Source organism: Comamonas sp. GB3 AK4-5, assembly GCF_041320665.1.
Taxonomy (GTDB): Bacteria; Pseudomonadota; Gammaproteobacteria; order Burkholderiales; family Burkholderiaceae_C; genus Comamonas.
The window spans coordinates 920795-939326 of the sequence record NZ_CP166730.1; the positions used below are offsets into that span (position 1 = coordinate 920795).

At 64.2% G+C, this 18532-nt stretch carries 14 protein-coding genes; 7 read left to right on the forward strand and 7 right to left on the reverse strand.

Annotated features, from left to right (window positions below):
• The first annotated feature begins 57 nt into the window (after positions 1-57).
• Entirely contained in the window at positions 58-924 is an 867-nt protein-coding gene (locus tag ACA027_RS03995; protein WP_370681115.1) for a D-hexose-6-phosphate mutarotase, read from the forward strand.
• A 120-nt stretch (positions 925-1044) separates the two neighbouring features.
• Here the strand turns inward: ACA027_RS03995 and pelG are convergent, their stop codons facing one another.
• From pelG to ACA027_RS04030, 7 genes are read right to left on the reverse strand one after another with little or no spacing between them, the layout of a single operon-like run.
• Positions 1045-2418 carry an exopolysaccharide Pel transporter PelG gene (gene pelG / locus ACA027_RS04000; protein ID WP_370681116.1) on the reverse strand — a complete coding sequence of 458 codons (1374 nt, stop codon included), beginning with the start codon at positions 2416-2418 and terminating at the stop codon, positions 1045-1047.
• Positions 2418-3959 carry a GT4 family glycosyltransferase PelF gene (gene pelF / locus ACA027_RS04005; protein WP_370681117.1) on the reverse strand — a complete coding sequence of 514 codons (1542 nt, stop codon included), beginning with the start codon at positions 3957-3959 and terminating at the stop codon, positions 2418-2420. Before pelF ends, pelG begins: the two co-directional genes overlap by 1 nt.
• Before the next feature lie 3 nt (positions 3960-3962).
• Positions 3963-4979, reverse strand: coding sequence for a hypothetical protein (locus tag ACA027_RS04010; protein ID WP_370681118.1), 1017 nt, complete (start codon positions 4977-4979; stop codon positions 3963-3965).
• The gene (locus ACA027_RS04015) at positions 4972-6348 is read right to left on the reverse strand and encodes a PelD GGDEF domain-containing protein (RefSeq protein ID WP_370681119.1); all 1377 of its coding nucleotides are present in this window, start codon (positions 6346-6348) and stop codon (positions 4972-4974) included. The genes ACA027_RS04010 and ACA027_RS04015 overlap by 8 nt, the downstream gene beginning before the upstream one ends.
• A gap of 17 nt (positions 6349-6365) precedes the next feature.
• Entirely contained in the window at positions 6366-6905 is a 540-nt protein-coding gene (locus ACA027_RS04020) for a penicillin-binding protein activator LpoB (protein WP_370681120.1), read from the reverse strand.
• 31 nt (positions 6906-6936) lie between these two features.
• Entirely contained in the window at positions 6937-10758 is a 3822-nt protein-coding gene (locus tag ACA027_RS04025) for a tetratricopeptide repeat protein (RefSeq protein WP_370681121.1), read from the reverse strand.
• Complete coding sequence (locus tag ACA027_RS04030) at positions 10739-13531, reverse strand: bifunctional glycoside hydrolase 114/ polysaccharide deacetylase family protein (protein ID WP_370681122.1); 2793 nt, start codon at positions 13529-13531, stop codon at positions 10739-10741. Before ACA027_RS04030 ends, ACA027_RS04025 begins: the two co-directional genes overlap by 20 nt.
• A gap of 194 nt (positions 13532-13725) precedes the next feature.
• Between ACA027_RS04030 and galE the strand changes: the two genes are divergently transcribed.
• The 6 genes from galE to ACA027_RS04060 all read left to right on the forward strand — a co-directional run bounded on the left by galE (position 13726) and on the right by ACA027_RS04060 (position 18485).
• Positions 13726-14742, forward strand: coding sequence for a UDP-glucose 4-epimerase GalE (galE, locus tag ACA027_RS04035; protein WP_370681123.1), 1017 nt, complete (start codon positions 13726-13728; stop codon positions 14740-14742).
• A 441-nt stretch (positions 14743-15183) separates the two neighbouring features.
• Positions 15184-15984, forward strand: a complete 801-nt coding sequence (gene hisF, locus ACA027_RS04040) for an imidazole glycerol phosphate synthase subunit HisF (protein ID WP_370681124.1) — start codon at positions 15184-15186, stop codon at positions 15982-15984.
• Between the two features lie 162 nt (positions 15985-16146).
• Positions 16147-16536, forward strand: coding sequence for a phosphoribosyl-AMP cyclohydrolase (gene hisI, locus ACA027_RS04045; protein WP_370681125.1), 390 nt, complete (start codon positions 16147-16149; stop codon positions 16534-16536).
• A gap of 8 nt (positions 16537-16544) precedes the next feature.
• Positions 16545-16952, forward strand: coding sequence for a phosphoribosyl-ATP diphosphatase (locus tag ACA027_RS04050; RefSeq protein ID WP_370681126.1), 408 nt, complete (start codon positions 16545-16547; stop codon positions 16950-16952).
• Positions 16953-16975: 23 nt separating this feature from the next.
• A complete protein-coding gene (locus tag ACA027_RS04055; RefSeq protein WP_370682505.1) occupies positions 16976-17371 on the forward strand; it encodes a DUF4870 family protein in 396 nt (131 codons plus the stop codon).
• Between the two features lie 73 nt (positions 17372-17444).
• Positions 17445-18485 (forward strand): patatin-like phospholipase family protein, encoded by a 1041-nt coding sequence (locus tag ACA027_RS04060; protein ID WP_370681127.1) that lies wholly within the window; start codon positions 17445-17447, stop codon positions 18483-18485.
• The last annotated feature ends 47 nt before the right edge of the window (positions 18486-18532 follow it).

Consider the following 18532-nt stretch of genomic DNA (forward strand, 5'->3'; position numbering starts at 1 on the left):
CTTGCAGGGTGTCTCTGAGCGAGGACATGCTGGTTTGATGCACCAAGGACCATGGATATGAACATGCAGCTGCTTGCGGGCGCTACCCGTGAAATCTGGCGCGGCCTGGACTGCACGCGGCTGGCGCTGGACTGCGGCGACAGCCTGCGCGTGAGCGACTTTGGCGCCCAGGCGCTGTCCTGGCAGGTGCAAGGGCAGGAGCGCTTGTTCCTCAGCCCACAGACTGTGCTGGATGGATCCTTTCCCATACGCGGCGGCATTCCCATTTGCTTCCCCCAGTTCAATCGGCGCGGCGGCCTGCCCAAGCACGGCATCGCGCGCCGCCAGCCCTGGCGGTTTGTGCAGGCCAGCGGCCAGGCCGATCGGCAGCTGCACGCCCAGTGGCGCTGGCAGCACAGCGCCGACACGCAGGCCATGTGGCCTGCGCATATTGCCGCCAGCGTGCATGTCTCTTTGCAGCCGGGGCAGTTGCAGGTGGTGCTGGAGGTCGAGAACCTGGGCGATGCGCCCTGGCCGTTTACCGCCGCCCTGCACAGCTATTTGCGCGTGGACCAGGTCGGCGGCTGCAGGCTGCAGGGCCTGGAGGGTCGGGCCTACTGGGACACCACGAACAACGCCATGCGGCCGGCCGTGCAGCAAGGCGCGCTGGCCTTTGGCACCGAGGTGGACCGCGTCTACCCCGGCAGCAGCCAGCCGCTGCGGCTGGAGGGCGGCCTGCCGTCCACGCTGGCCATCTCCCAGGATGCGGCCTGGGGCGAAACCGTGGTCTGGAACCCCGGTGAGGCCTTGTGTGCCCAGCTGGAAGACATGGCGCCGGACAGCTGGCAGCACATGCTGTGCGTGGAAGCCGCGCACATCAACCAGCCCGTGGCCTTGCTCCCCGGCACAAGCTGGCGCGCCGGCCAGACGCTGCAAGTACTGTAAAAGCGATTTTTTCGGCTGGAGCGGGCCAGGGCAGTGCAGCGGGCATAGGGGCCCGCTTCACAATGGTCAGACAGCGCCACAATGGATAGCCCGCCCTTTGAACACGTTCTTAGGCTCCACTCACTGCAGCATAAAAGTCTTGTACTCCAACTGGTCCAGGGCACGGCTGAGCAGCATCAGACCGGTGCACAGCGTCACCAGCATGGCCAGCGTAAAGCCATAGCCGTAGAAGGCCGCGCCCAGGTACAGAGAAATGCCGGTGAAGATCACATTCAAGGCCACCAGCTCGGCGCACAGCCACACCACGGTGCGGCGCTGGTCCAGATAGAAGAACACATTCAGCACGGCCATCAGGCCCACTTGCAGGGCGGCACCCACCACCTGCACATGCAAGAGCGGCAAATAGAGGTCGGAGATGCCCAGCCACCGCAGCACGGCGGGGCCGGCGACAAAGCTCACCAGCACGGCCAGGGTCTGGATTTTGGCGATCTCGCCCAGGCCGTTCTGAATGGCATAGACCATTTCGTTGCGCATGGACTCTATGTATTCCAGCGAGCCGCCTTCGCGCACGGCGGTGTAGAACTTGTCGTAGTACTCGACAAAGTCGGTCTCTATGCGCACCAGAAACACCGCCATGCCGGGGATGATGGACAGATAGGAGAGAAACACCGGGATGTCGTAGATCAGCGAGGCGCGCAGGCCGCCGATGATGAGCTGCGAGGTGTCCGGGTAGAACCAGAACATCAGCTTGTCGGCCCAGATGCCCAGGTTGTAGAGCAGGCCGGTCAGCACCAGCGAGCCATACAGCCAGCCGGAGCGCAGAAAATCAAAGGCCAGAATGCGGCGCTGGGGATTGAACTCCCGCAGCACCAGCACCCACATGCCGGCAAACATCAGCAAATGGCCGATTACAAAGCTGGCGAGCAGGCCTTCCAGTCCGAAGTGGCGCAGCAGCAGCGACAGCAGCACGATGAAGCTGTAGGCACCGGCAAACAGCAGCGTGATGGCCTTGTAGCGCTTCATGCCCGAGAGCAGCACGGTCAGAATCCAGACGCCGCACATCAGGGCAAAGCCTGCCAGCATCAGCACCCGGTAGAGCAGGCGCTGGCCAGAGAACACCGTGAAGCAGGCCAGCAGCCCCCAGAGGGCCGCGCTGGCCAGTGTCAGCAGCAGCAGACCATGCAGATTGGGCAGCACCAGATCATGGCGCTTTTCAAACAGGCGGTCGGAGATGAAGCGGGTAAAGGCCAGTTGGGCCAGCCCCGTCCAGATCAGGCTGAAAGCCACCAGATAGGTGACCGAGGTCTGGAACTGCGTGACCAGGTAGGAGGGCACCACCAGGCCCACGCTGAGCAGGCCCATCAGCAAGATGCCGACGATGGAGAACACCCAGGGGCCTGAGCCGATCACGCTGGCATAGACATAGGTCTGCAGCAGGCCGAACAAGGTGTTTTTGCGCAGCAGATGCCGCAGCTCGAAGCCGATACCCGCCATCAGCATGCCTCCTTTTGCGCAGCGAGTGCGTCTTGATAAACACGCCGATAGCTGTCGAACATGCGGGTGTCGGTATAGAAGTTTTCCACCCGCTGCACGCCGTTGCGGCTGGCCTGGTGCCAGGCCTGTGGATCGGTGAGCAGGGCCAGCATGGCGTCGGCCAGGGCCTTGGGGTCGGCAATGCCCACCACCTTGCCACTGGCGCCCAGTGCGCGGTCTTCGCCATCCAGGCCTTCCACCAACTGGCGGCAGGAGCCCACATCGGTGGTGACCACGGGAATGCCGGCCGCATAGGCCTCCAGCACCACCAGGGGCAAGGCCTCGCTGATGGAGGACAGCACCACCAGCCCCACCTGGGGCAGGATGTCGGCCGTGCGTTGAAAGCCCAGGAACTTGACCTGTGAGGTGAGGCCCAGTTGCTCCACCAGATGCTGGCATTCCTGGGCGTAGCTGTTGTCTTCTTCCATGGGGCCCACGATCCAGGCCTCGGCCGCGGGATTGCGGTTGACCACGCGGCGCATGGCGCGCAGCAGGGTCTTGATGTCCTTGATGGGCACCACGCGGCCCAGCAGGCAGATCACGGGCGGGATGGGGGCATCGTCTGCACGGCGACCTGCTGCGAACTGGGCCACGCGTATGCCATTGGGAATGTTCAGCGTGCGCTCCGCAGGGGCACCGTCGGCAATCTGCCGCAGCCGGTTGGTTTCATACAGCGCCACGATGGGCGAGGCCGCGCGGTAGCAGTAGCGGCCCATCCATTCGAAGAGGCTGATCCACATCTGGCGGAAGTAGGACACCTCGTTGGGATTGCGCTGGAACACATTACGGTTGTCGCGTATCCAGTCGCTCTTGAGCAGGTCGATCTGCCGCTCCTTGGTGTAGATGCCATGTTCGGAGAGCACGAAAGGAATGCCGCGCTGGTTGTGCAGCAGCGCACCCAGGAAACCGGCATAGCCCGTGGATGCGCTGTGCACCACACGCACTGGCAGCAGCTTGTGGGCTACGCGGGCCATGGTCCACAGCGGCTGGAACATGATGCGCACCGTCCAGAAATAGTCTAAAAAGGACGGGTCGGTGCAGTATTCCTGGTAGCCGTCGCGTATCAGGGTCCACGCCGCTTCGCTGTAGAGAAAGTCCTCTAGGGGCAGGGTGCCGCCCGGCATCATGGCCTGGGCCACCGCCCCCATGGCATCCAGCACCTGATCGGCTGTGGCCTGGCCGCTGGCGTGCAGGGCCAGGCTGTCAATCAGCGCCTGGACCTGGGCATAGGCCTGGGGGTTGCCCGGGCGTGCATGGGGCTGGGCAGGGGCCTGCAACTGGTCGTAGAGGAAATGCTCCTCAAAGTGCACCACGTTGTCAGGCAGCTGGTAGCGAAAGTGCTGGTAGTCCTGGGGGCGGCTGCCTATGAAAACCAGGGCGAAACGGTGTTCCGGATAGGCCTGGATGATCTGGTGCACCCAGCTGGCCACCCCGCCACTGACATAGGGATAGGTGCCTTCGAGGAGCAAGGCGATGTCTGCCTCTGCAGCTTGGGGATGCATGGCTTAGCTCCAGTAGTCGATCACAGGGCGCAGCTTGGGCAGCGTGCTGTGCTGTCCAAGCTGGCGCATGATGGCGCGCACGCGGGTGAAGTCGCCGCGTTCAAAATAAATTTCTGCCTTGTAGGGCAGCACCTGGGTTTCCGGCAGCTGCAGTTGCAGCGCCTGGGCGTAGCACTGCAGGGCCTCATCCTGACGGCCCAGGGCATGCAGCAAACGCCCTCGGCGCAGATGCAAGGGGCCGTCATCGGGCTTGTGCGACAGCACCAGATCGCAGTAGCGCAGCGAGGTCTGTACGGAAAACTCCCGCATGTCATCGGAGGCCAGGCCCTGGTAGATCAGCTCCCAGTACAGATCGGAGAGCTTGCGCGCGGCCTCCAGGCCCTCGGACGACAAAGGAGTTGTGCGGGCTGCAACCTGTCGCTCTGCCTGCTGGAAGAGGACGGATGCTTCGTGTATGGACTGCGAAATCCGTTGCTCCATACGGTCCAGCATGCCGTAGGCCAGCAGACGCATATCGTCGCTGTGGTCGTTGAGGGCATCGCGCAGCAGGGGCGAGGCAATGTGGCCGCTGATGTGGTTGAGCGACACCAGGGCGTGAAAGCGGGTCTGGGCGGGGGCCTGGGGGTTTTTCAGCAGCGCCCGCATGCCCGTGGAGCGGCTGGCGCCTTGCAGATGCTGGTGCAGATCGAATTCGGGCAGCTCCACGCTGTCAAACGGCAGCTCCCGGCTGCGCGCTGGGTAGGTGCGTATGGTGAGGATGGCCAGCACCACCAGGAAAAAACCCACCACCGGGATCACGAAGGCAAAGACGGCGATCAGGCACACCACGGCCCAGCGCGGACGGCTGCGGTCACCGATCAGCCAGGGCAGCACGCACAGGGCCAGCAGCACACAGGCAGCGCCGTGCAGCGCAAAGTAGCTCAGCAAGGCCGGCTCGGAGCGCTCGAGGAACATGCCCATCAGCGACCAGCTGGAGAGCTCCAGGGACAATGCGGCCAGGCCCAGCTTGAGATTAAGCATGCAGCAGTCCGTCGAGATGTTGCAGCAGCGCCAATGGCGGGTGCTGGCCCAGTGAGAACACCCGGGGTGCAATGCCAAAGGCCTGCAGCGTCTGTTTGGACTTGGGGCTCAGCAGCAGCTCGATGCGCTGCAAAAAGCCTTCGGCAGACGAGGCATTGCCCAGGGGCATGAGCACGGCCAGCATCTGCCGGCCCTGGGGTGACTGCATCAGCCAATGCTCATCCAGCATGCGCCGCATGCGCAGAATCTGCTGAGGGTAATGGTGGGCAATGGCCTCGTCGGAGAACTCCAGCACCACCAGCGTGCTGTCGAGCCCCGCAATGGCCTGCATGTGTGACAGGCGCTGCAGCTCCACGGCAAAGGATTCCGGGCATTCCGGGTAGGCCTGGACAATGGGCTGGGCCAGCGCATGGCTGGACAGTCCATCGCAGTAATAGTGGAGCAGCAGATTGATGACCTGCAGGTTCTCGTCCTGCAAGGCATAAAACGGCATTTCCTCGACCACCAGGAGCGCGAACGGTGTGCCGCTGAGGTCCAGCAAGGGCGCGGCAATCAGGTAATGGCTGGAGAGGCCGGCACCGTCCGCGGTCTGCGCCACATGGCACAGGCGAAGCGTGTCCAGGGCCTGGCGAATCAAGGGGTCTTGCAGCTGGGGTGCTTTGGGGGTGCCCAGCTGTGCCAGTGCGTCCGGGTGCACGAGGTCATGGGTCACGGCAAACAGGCTGGCGCTGCTGATCTGGCAGTACTCGCCCAGCAATTGCAGCAGCCGCAATGGCGCCTTCTGCGGATCATCGCCCGTTTGCAGGTGGCGCAGGGCATCGCGCATGGACATGGGGCGGCCGATCAGCTCCTGCTCCAGGCGGTCGTGGGACAGGCGCAGCAGATAGTACTGGCGCACCAGATGTTCGAGGCGCTGGTCCAGGTAATGCTGGGCCAGTTCGGCCCGCCGGGTCTTGTGGCGCCACAGGCTGGAGAACTCGCCCACGACCAGGACGGTGATGAAGCCGCCGAGAAAGTACAGCTGGGGAAAATGCAGCCAGTCAGCACCATGAAAAACTGCCCAGCCGGCCAGCAAGACGGTGCTGGCGCCGAGCCCGCCCAGTGCGCCGTAACGCAGGGCCACCACGATGGGTGCCAGCCAGGCCCAGGGGAACTCGGCATGGACCCACAGCGGGTCCTGGGGCGACAGCCCATAGCCGACCAGCAGAAACAGGGCCGGCAGGAGGAGGATCTCCAGCAGCCGGATGCGGGTGCTGCCCTCGGTGGAGGCCAGCTTGCCCAGTGGTGAGCCCAGCATCCACCTGTTTGGGCTGCTGCCAGGCTGGGCCTGCTGGCGCCGGGCCTCGGGATCAGAACGCACGGTGTCCATGGTGAGATGCCCTGCGGTTAGCGCACATTGCCCAGGCCGGTATGGAGCAGCCCCCGAATGAGCTTTTGGCCGACCGATGCCAGTGCTTCGCGGCTCCAGCCACTCTTGCCGCCGGTGCCGCTCCACAAGGTGGCTCCGGTGTTCACATCGATGATGTGCAGCGCCACGCCGACGGCGGGCTCACCGTCCACGCCGACCTTGTAGCGCCACTCGTCCACGGCGCCGCTCAGGGCATAGGCTGCCCCTTGCTCGCGGGCCCAGTTCATGGCGGCATCTCCGCTGGCCGCATCGGCCGGGGCAAACAGCGCATCGGCGGCATTGGCGCCGCCCGTGTAGCGTTTGACGCTGCCCACGCCCTGTGCCTGGAGCAGGGCCAAGGCAATGGCCTCGGCGCGCTGGCCGGCCATGGGGGTCTCCGTGTGGTTATCGAAAGGCAGCACGACCCAGCTCGCATTGCGCTGCAAGGCGGGGGATTTGCCGTAGTCCACGGTGGAGCAGCCTGCCAGTGCACTGACCAGTGCGAGCGCGGTGAAGGAAAGGTAATGGCGTCGGTTCATGAAGGCGCTCCCTCGGTGAGATGGTGAAAAGTCAGAAATGGCGGCGGTAGCTGATCTGCAGCTCACGCGTGGTGCCAGCCACTTGGGGGCTGGATTTGGCGAAATTGGCGCCCAGCACCAGGTGGTCTTGTCCCCACAAGCTGCCCGCCACACCCAGGGTCAGGCCGTAGCCTGCGCCGTCGCGGCTGTGGCGGGTGAGGGACAGGCTGGCAAAGGGCCGGATGGCACGGGTGTAGTCGTCGGCGTAACGCTGGTTGGTGGACAGGGTGATGCCGTAGTACTGGAAGCTGCGGGGCAGCAGAAAGCCCGCAGGAATGCTGGCCGGTGGATTGGGCAGGTAGCGCAGCAGGTTCAGGTCGCGCCCTTGCAGCAGGCCTACCTGGCCTTCCTGGTAGCTGTAGCTGGACCAGAACATGCCGGCTTGCAGGCTGGGGCTGTCGCTGCGCAGGTTGTGCAGGTATTGCAGCGTGGTGTTGTGGCCATCGCCCACGCGGCCGCCGGTTTGCAGCTGGTAGCGATTGCGCACATGGTCCAGGCTGATGCTGTCCTGGCGCGTGGGGGCATAGCTCAGGCCCAGGCTCAGCTGGTCTTTCATGCCCGCCATGCGCAGCGGCGTGGTTTCTTCGGTGGGCAGTTGGTGGCCCAGTTGGGCACGCAGGCGCAGGCGGCTGCCCAGACGCTGCTCCCACTGCAGTTCCAGCGGGTGATAGCGGTCCAGGCTTTCGCGTTGGCCTGCGCGCAATGTGGCCGTGTGGTCTTCGTTTTTCCAGTGCAGGCGAAAGTCGATGCCGCGCTCATTGCTGGGCTGCTGCAGCAAGCTGCTGTCGCGGGTGCTGCGCTCTATGCGCAGGGCATTGACATCCAGTGACCAACGCGGCGTCATGGCCAGGTGCCAGGTCGCTGTGGTGGAGCGTTCGGCCAGTTCGTTGAGCCGGCGGGAGGCATGTTGCACGCCCAGGCTGTCGCTGAAGGCCAGCAGGCTGTCCGTGAGCTGCTGGTGCAGGGGATCGTCAAAGCCCTGGGCAGTTTGCGCTTCAAAGGCGGCAGACTGGGCCATGCGCGTGTCACCCGCCTGCATGGCGGCCGTGATGCGGTCGTAGCGTGGCAAAGCCTCCCCTGCGGTTTCCAGCAAGCGGCCGGCGGCGGCACGGTCTTCATCGGCCAGGGCCAGGGTGATTTCGGCCCATAACGGCTGTTGTTTGGAGCGGCTGCCTGCGTACTGCTGCCACAGCCGCGCGCGCACGGCCTGGTATTCGCCGGCTTCCAGGTACCAGCCGAGCAGCACATCGGTGGCAGCATCGGAGAGCGCAGGGGGGCTGCTGCCCATCTGGTCCATGCGCAGCAGCTCGCGCAGGACGGCCATGCCGGCATCGCCCGCTTGCTGGTTCATCAGCAGCCGGGTACGGGCGATGCGGCGGGTGGATGCACCGGCATCGCTGTGCAGCCATTGCGCCAGCTGGGTGCGGCGTGCTGCAGCATTGCCGGACAGGGGTTGCACGCCCTGCTCCTGTAGCAGTTGCTTGCGCAGCCGCCATGCCAGGTCGGCCTGCTGGTTTTGCTCCAGGGCATCGGCGTAGCCCATCATCCACAGAAAGTCCTGGCGGTACTCGGCCAGGTGGGGCTGGAGGTACTGGTCCAGGGCGATCTGGGGCTGGGACAGGTTCAGATAGGCTGCAGCCAGGGCTTCATGCATGCTGCTGTCCTGCCTCCACTCGGCTTCGTAGGCCTGGAGCAGCTGGTGCAGCGCGGTGGCATCGCCCGTGTCTATGGCCAGCCACAGCAGGGCCTGGCGCATGTCCTGGCTGCCGGGGAAGACTTGCAAACCAGCGGTGTAGGCGGCACGGGCCTTGGTGGGCTGGTGCATGCCCTGGTAGTAGTTGCCCAGCAGGGTGTAGAAGAGGGGCTGGGCGCGCAGCGCAGCCAGGGCGTCGTCAGGTGTTCCGGTACGCAGGCCCTGGACCATGGGGGTGACGCTGTTCCAGTCCTGGTGCTGGGCGTAGAGCAGCAGGGCCTGCTCGAAATGCCGTGGCTTGTGCAGCTTGTCCCAGCCCATGCGGGCCACGGCGGCGGCTTCGCGTGTCTGGTCCTGCTGGTGCAGCAGTTGCAAAAAGGCGTCGTAATCCTCCGGGGTGGCCGCGTCGGTGTTCAGCAGTGCCGCATAGGCCGCTTCTGCCGTGGGGAGGTCATTTTGGTGGTCTGCCACTTCGGCCTGGAGGCGCAGGAACTCGGCCGCAGCCTGTGGATCGCTGGGCAGGGCTGACGCGCTGGCGCGCAGCCATGCAAGGCCCAGGTCGCCGCGTCCCATGCGCAGGGCCAGGACCGCGGCCTTCATGGCCCGCTCCGGCGTGGTGTGCGGGGTTTGCTGCAGCAACTGCTCCCATTGCTGCAGGGCAGCCTCGTCATCGCCGACACGTTCGTACAGGCCGGCCAAGGCTTCGCCGAGTTCCGCATGCTGAGGCTGCAGCGATTGGAGCACGGCAATGCCCTTCTGGGGCTGTCCCAGGCGCTCGTAGGTGGCAATCAGCGCCTGGAGCAGTTGGGGGTCTTGAGGGTGGTGGCGCAGCTGGTAGTGCAGGGCATCGGCCAGGGGGCCATCTTCCAGCAGCCCGGGCGCCAGGCGCAGTACCTGCTGCCAGGCTGCTGCATCGTTGCTGCGCTGGGCAATGGTGTGCCACTGCGCCAGCGCTTCAGAGGGGCGCTGTGTCCATTCGGAGACCTCGGCCAGGCGCTGTCGCCATACCAGGTCGTCAGGAGCGTGTTGCACGGCCGCCTTGGCCACGCGCCAGGCGTCTTCGAGGTTGCGGTTTTCCAGGAACACGGTGTAGCCCAGCGTGTAGACCTTGTCGTCAAACGGCAGCTGCGGGCCGCTGGAGGACGAGGTGGAGGCCGCGGTGTTGCGCATGTCTGGGGCGCGTGCAGGCATCTGGTCGTCCCAGAAAAAAGCCTGGCGCCGGAGGCCGAACACATCGACCCCGGCCGCGGCCATGGGGCGGGCCTCGTCGGCAGAAGGCTGTTGCCAGGACAGTTGCAGCAGTTGTTTGGCATAGCGTTGCGCCACGGCGGGCTGGCCTGCTGCGCGGGCAATGGCAATCAGCTGGTAGAGCACGGTGGGGTCATCGGTATAGGGGCCGAGCAGTTGCTCGGCCAGCGCCAGTGCTGCGGCCTGCTGGTTGCCGGCCTGCAGCACGGCGACGGCGCTGAGCAGGTATTTTTTTCGCTGCTCCAGGGATGCGCTGGCCGCGCCGGCCTGCTGGTACCAGTGCGAGGCCGCGTCATACCTTCCGTTGCCCAGCGCAGCCTGGGCTGCGATTTCCAGAATATGGCTGCGCTCGTCCTGGGATTCGGGGCGTTGCAGCAGCGTGTCAAAGCTGCGCTGTGCCAGGGCCTCGTCGCCCAGGGCCAAGGCGGCCTGGCCGAGGTAGAGCAGCTGGGATTCGTCCAGATGCTGCAGCTTGATGAGCTTCTGTTTCTGGAGCGCGTTCTGTCGTGCAGATGCGCTTTCCGGGCTGTTTTGGCTGCTGGATTTTTGAAACTGGGCATAGCTGGTTTCCCAGTCTGCCCATGCGGCCTGGTCGGCCTTGCTCGCGGGGGTGGCGTCGGCGGCCAGGCGCAAGGCCTTGGCTTTTTCGACGCGTTGCAGCAGGTCCTGCAGCTCGACGTTGTCCGGGTCGCTGCGCAGCAGATTGCGCAGATAGGACTCGCTCAGGTCGATATTGGCTTGCGAGCTCTGCAGGCGCTGCTCCAGGTTCTTGCGTGGAAACAGCACCCACAGCGCGCAGCCGATCAGGCCTGCCAGCAGCAGGATCAGCCACAGAGGTGCGACCTGTGGCCGCTCAGGAGGCGCACTGTGCATGGAAAGAGGCTGCCGTTGCGGGCAGTCGGAAGCGTTGAATGGTGGTCCCGGCGTTCGTGGTGTGCGATTGCGGCACCAGTACCCGGCCCTCGCTGCGCAATTGGCAGGAGCCGCTCACGGCGAGGCTGAATTCCAGCGGTGCATGGCCTTCCAGGCGAAAGGCGACGCCCTGGGCCTGCGGCTGCCAGGACTGTAGTCGGGCATTGGCCTCTTGCAGGGCGATGGGTGCGGGTTTGGCCGCCTGGCTGGTGCGCAAAAAGGCTGCGCCATTCACCAGATTCACAAAGCGGTCTTGCTGAAAGTCGTTGCTGCCGGCAACGCCGGTGCTGGTCTGCATGTCGATTGGCCCCCAGGCCTTGGGAATGCGCACGGTGCGCAGCTCGCCCTGGGTGCGTATGCGCCAGCCATCGCCCTCGCGCGCCAGGGCCGCGCCGTAGAAGTCCTGCACCTTGCGGATGTACTCCGAGGGGAACACGGGGTGCAGCGGCTGTCGTGCGGCCCAGCCATAGGCCTTGTGCAAGGCGTTGATGCTGGCGAGCTTGCTGGCAGAGTAGGTGTGGTAGTAGATGTCGACCGCCTTGAGCCTTCGGGGCGTTTCGGTCATCTCGAAGGTTTCGATGACGCGCTCATAGCCATAGAAGGGGCCGTGCCAGAGCTCGGTGTAGATGTTCTCGTTGGTGACGGGGGCGTAGACCTGCAGATAGCCCTGCTTGGTGATGCCATGGCCCTGAACAGCGGTCAGCGAAGGGTTGCTGCGCGTGATGTAGGTGTCACCCCCATTCATGTTGAGCAGCCCGTTCTGGGTGGTGATCTTCAAAGCCTCTTCGCCGGGGGCGGTGTCGCCCGACCACAGCAGAATGCGCACAGGTTTGCCCTGGGCCAGGCGATCGCGGATGTAGTTCACCGAGCCCACGATTTCCCGGTGCAGGTCCATGGTGTAGCCGGGAATGCTGAGGTTGATAGCCGCTTCCTTGTTCTCGGCAAACAGGCCGTGGCGCACCGAGGTATCCCACAGATAGGGGTGGGAATAGGTGTGGCTGGCCACCTCCACATGCGGCAGCGCAAACATGCGCTTGGCAATGCCCTCCAGTTGTGCGCTGAACTGCGGGTACAGGCCTTGGGGCGAGACTTCGGACTCGATCACGGACACCGCATGCGGGATGCGGTATTTTTGCAAGATGTCCGTCAGCAGCCAGTCGGCGGCAAAACGGTTTCCGGGCATCTCGGCCTTGGAGGGAAAACCGTCGCCATCGATGTGGGCAAACAGCAGCCTGCGGCCATTTTCGGTGGTCACATCCGGCACCGGCAGCACCTGCAGGCGCAGGGCCTGTTGCACAAAGGCAAACGGGTCCACCACCCAGCGTGAGTCTTCGGTGCCGGGCACGCCCTGCACCACATAGGGGTTGTAGAGAAAGCCACCCCAAGGCGTGATGGCGCCAGCCGTGTAGCTCTGGCCCTTGCTGTCCTGCACCGTCACCAAAGGCTTGCTGCCGGGCTGCGCGGGTGGAAGCATTTCCTGATAGGGCGATCGGTCGGCCGGAAAGCTGCGGGTTTCAAAGCCCACCATGGCATCTTGCTGGGTGACCTTGACCAGGCCACTGGAGGGCGCTTTGCGCTGCAGCCCCAGCTGCTTGGCCCAGGCCGGCGTCATGTCAAAGCCCAGATCGCCCAGCACCGCCCAGGGCAGCCTGGCTTGCATAGTCTGGTAGATCCAGCGCTGCATGGCCGGCTGGGCCGGGCCGGGAATGGCGCCGTCGAACCAGGACGCCACGGCGGCATAGCGGTCGCCATAAATGCCTTCAGGCAGTGGCTTGCGCACGTCGTAGTAGTCGGCGATATAGCCCAGATAGTTCAGCGGCATTTGCAGAAAACGGTGGGCTGCCGAGTAGTTCAGCGCCGGGGATTCATCCCCGTTGTAGAGCACGGCAATGCGCCGTGGCACCAGCTCCACGCTGCCTATGCCCACGGTGTGCAGCTGGTGGTCCGTCACCCAGGGGATGAAGCCTTGCTCCTTGATGCGTTGCGCCGTCTCGCGGGTCTTGGCGCGGTCCTGGGGCGGCACATAGTCGATGATGAGCATGGGAATGCCCATGCTGCGCACGGTGTGCGCCTGCTGCAGCAGCCAGTCGCGGTCTGGGGCACTGACGGGCGCGTACTGTTTGCTGCGTGCATTCCAGCCCTGGTAGAGCGATTCGGCCGCCACCATCTGCACCTTGTCCTTGATGCGGGGCAGCACCTCGAAGCCACGGTTGAGGATCAGCTGTATGCCCGGAAAACGGCGGTGCAGCTGTTCGATGACGGCCACCACCCCGTCTTGCTGGGCCTGCTCATTGAACTGGCTGGCCAGGCGGTAGGAATCCAGGGTGTCGATGAAAAAACCGCGAAAGCCCTGCTCCCACAGCGGCGCAATCACCTGCTCGGCAAAGAATGCGGGCCAATCGGGCTGGCTCTGGTCCACCAGCACCGAATCCCAGTCGCTGTTGCGGCCCAGGCGCCATGCGGCGGGAATGCGCTGGAAGTAGGCGCGGCTGGGATGCACCTCGGTCAGCGCGGCATAGGCATACAAGCTGCTGCCAGGCGCCTGAAAGGCGGCAGGGCGCAAGCCGTGGTCGGCGTCCACCACCACAATGTCAAAGGCTTTGAGCTCGTCCAGTGGTGCAGCAGCACCGTAGTACAGTGCCACCGCCGGAGGGGCCGCAAGTGCCGCCGCCTGGTATGCAAATGCCAAGGCACAGACCAGCAAGCGTCCATAGGCACGAATCAGATGAAGCACAAAGCCCTCCCGTCGTTTTGAATGTAAATAGTATTGAACTATCAATTCAATCGTGATGATTGTTAAATTTTGTTCATGAGTCGGGTATGTACTAGCAATTTGGCTGCAGGTTTACCTGTTGTAGCGACATTCGGTCAATATCTCGAAAACAACACATACCTGTGTAGTAGGTATGGTTTCTCAAGGAGTTCAACTTGATTCTTGTCACCGGCGGTGCCGGATTTATTGGCTCACACACCTGTGTGGCACTGGCGGCCTGCAACGAGCCGTTTCTGATCCTCGACAGCTTCGACAACAGCCGCCGCTCTGTGCTGGAGCGGCTGGCGCGCATCACCGGCCAGACACCGCTGTGCGTGGAAGGCGATATCCGTGATGCAGCGCTGCTGCGCAAATTGTTTGCCGAGCATCCCATCACCGAAGTGATCCACTTTGCAGGCCTCAAGGCCGTGGGTGAGTCGGTGCGCGAGCCGCTGCGCTACTACGACAACAATATTGCAGGCAGTGTCACGTTGCTGCAGGCCATGCGGGAAGCGGGCGTCAAGACCATTGTGTTCTCTTCTTCGGCCACTGTGTATGGGGACCCTGCCTCGTTGCCGATACGGGAAGACTTTCCCCTGTCCGCCACCAACCCTTACGGGCAGACCAAGCTGATGATGGAGCAGGTGCTGGCCGACGTGGACAGGGCCGATCCCGGCCAGTGGCGCATGGCGCGGCTGCGCTACTTCAACCCGGTGGGCGCCCATGAAAGCGGCCTGATTGGTGAAGACCCGCAGGATGTGCCCAACAACCTCATGCCCTATGTGGCCCAGGTGGCCTCGGGCCAGCGCGCCCAGTTGAACGTGTTTGGCGGCGACTACCCCACGCCCGACGGTACGGGGCAGCGCGACTACATCCATGTCACCGACCTGGCCGCAGGCCATGTGGCGGCCCTGCGCTATCTGCGCCAGCACAGCGGCGTGCTGACCGTGAACCTGGGTACGGGCCGGCCGGTATCGGTGCTGGACATGGTGCGCAGCTTTGAAAAAGCCAGCGGCCAGCCCGTGCCCTACGAGATCGTGGCCCGCCGCCCGGGTGATGTGGCCCAGTGCTGGGCGGATCCGACATTGGCCGAGCAACTGCTGGGCTGGAAGGCCGAGCTGGATGTGGACCGCATGTGTGCGGATGCCTGGCGCTGGCAAAACGGGATGGCGCGTGAGCTAAACACCCCCTGAGGTGCTACGCGCCTTCCCCTCTCTGGCGCGATGCGCCGGAGGGGGACGACACCGGCGTTGTGGGGCGGCCCTTGCGCGGTGTCTTCGCATAGGGGCGGTTTTGTGCAGCGCGGGTCTGGCTTTGGGGGCTGCAGCTGTGCCCGTTATGCCGGTGGGTACTGAGAACATGTTCAATGTCTCTACGCTGGCGCGCCGCGAGAAGACTTTGAACACGTTCTAAGTGCATATTCAGGAAGAGGCTGTCCTCGCTCGCAGTCTCTGGCGGAGGTGCGCCGGTTTCATTCCATTCGGATGGTGCGCAGCGCTCTGGATTGAACAGGAGGTGGCCCGGCTCAGCTGGGCATGGCGGTCATCGCCGCTTGCGGCCGAGCCGGGGTGGGAGCGCTGTGCGTGTTATCTTTTGGCCTTTGTTGGTCTCTACGCTACGCGCCTGTTGTTCCTATGCTTGCCAAACGCATCATTCCCTGCCTGGACGTGACCGGTGGTCGTGTCGTCAAAGGCGTTAACTTTGTCGAGCTGCGGGATGCCGGCGACCCGGTGGAAATCGCGGCGCGCTACAACGCCCAGGGGGCGGATGAGCTGACCTTTCTGGACATCACCGCCACCAGCGACGGGCGCGATCTGATCCTGCCCATCATCGAGGCCGTGGCCGCCCAGGTCTTCATCCCCCTCACCGTGGGTGGTGGCGTGCGCACACCGGACGATGTGCGCCGATTGCTCAATGCCGGCGCGGACAAGACCAGCTTCAACTCAGCCGCCATTGCCAATCCCGCGACCATCAATGCCTGCAGCGACAAATACGGCGCGCAATGCATTGTGGTGGCCATTGACGCCAAGCGTCGCACGGCCGAAGACGCCGCCCGCGTGGGCGCCAACGGCCAGCCCGTGGGTGAGGGCTGGGATGTGTACAGCCATGGCGGGCGCAAGAACACCGGCCTGGATGTGGTGCGCTGGGCCGTGGAAATGGCCGAGCGCGGCGCGGGTGAAATCCTGCTAACCAGCATGGACCGCGACGGCACCAAGAGCGGTTTTGATCTGCAGCTGACGCGCGCCGTGGCCGATGCCGTGGGCGTGCCGGTGATTGCCTCCGGCGGTGTGGGCAATCTGGACCACCTGGCCGATGGCGTGCAGCAAGGCGGCGCCGATGCGGTGCTGGCGGCCAGCATCTTCCACTACGGCGAATACACGGTGCAGCAGGCCAAGGAACGCATGCGCGAGCGCGGCATCCCCGTGCGCTTGTAAGGCTTTGCTGCGCCGCACTGCACGGGCTGCACGCCAGCAGCCATGCAGCGTACCGTCAAAAAACAGAAGCATGCTGTGCTGAGGATGCAAGGGTTTGCAGGTGATTTTCATCTGAAACCGTTTGCACACCAGCACAGGCAGCTATCAATTCAAAGGATTGCCATGCAGTGGCTCGATCAAGTGAAGTGGGACGACAAGGGCCTGGTGCCCGTCATCGCCCAGGAAAAAGACACGGGCGACGTGCTGATGTTCGCCTGGATGAACCGCGAAGCGCTGCAGAAAACGGCAGAGCTGGGCCGCGCGGTCTACTTCAGCCGCTCGCGGGGCAAGCTGTGGGCCAAGGGCGAGGAATCGGGCCATGTGCAGCAGGTGCACGAGATGCGCATCGACTGCGACAACGACGTGGTGCTGCTGCAGGTCACCCAGCTGGGGCATGAGCCCGGCATTGCCTGCCACACGGGTCGCCACAGCTGTTTTTTCAGCATCTACCAGGACGGGGCCTGGGTCGCGCATGACCCGGTCTTGAAAGACCCCGATTCCATCTATAAATGAAGATTGCAATGTCTGATACCACCCACACCGTATCGGTAGAAGGCGCGCTGGCGCGTCTGGCTGCCGTGATCGAAAGCCGCAAGGTCGCCAACGGCGGCGATCCGGAGCAAAGCTATGTGGCCCGCCTGCTGCACAAGGGGCCGGACACATTTCTGAAAAAAATCGGCGAAGAAGCCACCGAAGTGGTGATGGCCGCCAAGGATGCCGACCACGGTGGTGACAAAGGCAAAATCCTCTATGAGGTGGCAGACTTGTGGTTTCACACCATGATTGCGCTGTCGCACTATGGCCTTTCCCCCGCCGAGGTCGTGGCCGAGCTGGAGCGCCGCGAGGGCACCAGCGGCCTGGAAGAAAAAGCGCTGCGCAAGGCCCAGGAGCGGGCCGCACAGGAAGCCGTGGCCCATAAGGCCCCATGAAGTCTTATACGAAGGAGTGCAATATGGACCGCAATGACATCGTCGACGTCCGCGCCGTAGACCAAGCCACCCTGGATGGCCTGCGCGCCTGGGGCTGGGTCAGCTACATCCTTCACCTGATCGTGGCCGTCACCGCCGTGCTGCCGGGCACGCAGGCCAGCGTGGCCCTGCTGCTGCTGGCTCTGGTCATCGACCTGGTCAAGCGCTCGGCGGCCGAAGGCAGCTGGCATGCCTCGCATTTTTCCTGGCGCATACGCAGCGTGCTCTGGTGTGGCGTGCTCTACATCATCACGGCACCGCTGTGGCTGGTGTTCATCATTCCGGGCTGGATTGCCTGGGGCTTGATCTCGCTGTGGTTCCTCTACCGCATCGTGCGTGGCATGCTGGCCATGAGCCGCAGCGAGCCGTTGCCGCTGTGAGTTGGAATTTCTGTGGCTGGGCGTTGCCCGGCCGGTTTGCTTCACTATCTGCGTCACCATCACGCTGCTGCCCATGACTGTTCGTGCCTCTGCTGCTCCTATCTGCCTGAACCTGGCTCTGCAAGGTGGGGGCTCGCACGGCGCTTTTACCTGGGGTGTGCTGGACGCCTTGCTGGAAGACCAGGGCTTTTGCTTTCCCGGTATCAGCGGCACCAGTGCCGGCGCCATGAATGCCGCTGCCGTGGTCCACGGTTTTTCCAGTGCAGCGCTGGAGTTTTCCAAGCCGGGCGAGCATCGCCATGTCGAAGGCTGCATCCGCGCCCGCGCCGCGCTGCAGGCGCTGTGGAATGGTGTGGGCACCATGGGCAGCCTGATGTGGGGCGTGCCCGCAGCGCAAAGCGCGCTGATGAACATGATGACCCAGTGGCTTTCGCCCTACCAGACCAATCCGCTGGACTTCAACCCGCTGCGCAACCAGCTGCAGCAGGTGGTGGACTTCGATGCCGTGCAACGCGCCGTGGGCATGGAGGGTGTGCCCCGGGCCTTTGTCTGCGCCACCAATGTGCGCACCGGGCGGGGCAAGATCTTCAAGGGGGCAGAGATCAGCGCCGATGCGGTGATGGCCTCGGCCTGTCTGCCCCAGCTGTTCAGGGCCGTGGAAATTGACGGCGAGCATTACTGGGACGGCGGCTACTCGGGCAATCCGGCGCTGTACCCGCTGATCTACGACACCCAGTGCAGCGACATGCTGCTGGTGCAGATCAACCCCATCGAATACCACGAGCTGCCCAACACGGCCGCCGACATCATGGAGCGCATGAACGAAGTTACCTTCAACGCCGGCTTGCTGTCAGAGCTGCGCGCCATCGACTTTGTGCGCCGCCTGCTGGCCGAAGGTCGGCTGGACGCCAACCGCTACAAGAGTGTGCTGCTGCACCGCATTGACGGCGGTGGGGCGCTGGCGGAGTTTGGCGCCTCCAGCAAGACGCGGGCCGATGGCGCCTTTTTGCGCGAGCTGTTTGCGCTGGGGCGGGCCGAAGGCGAGCGCTGGATTGCGGACCACCGCGGTGACGTGGGCGTGCGCCAGACGCTGCAGATCGTCGACAATCTTTGAGTTCTTTCCCCTCTTCGCGCGGCGCCGCCGCGCAGCATGTTCCCAAC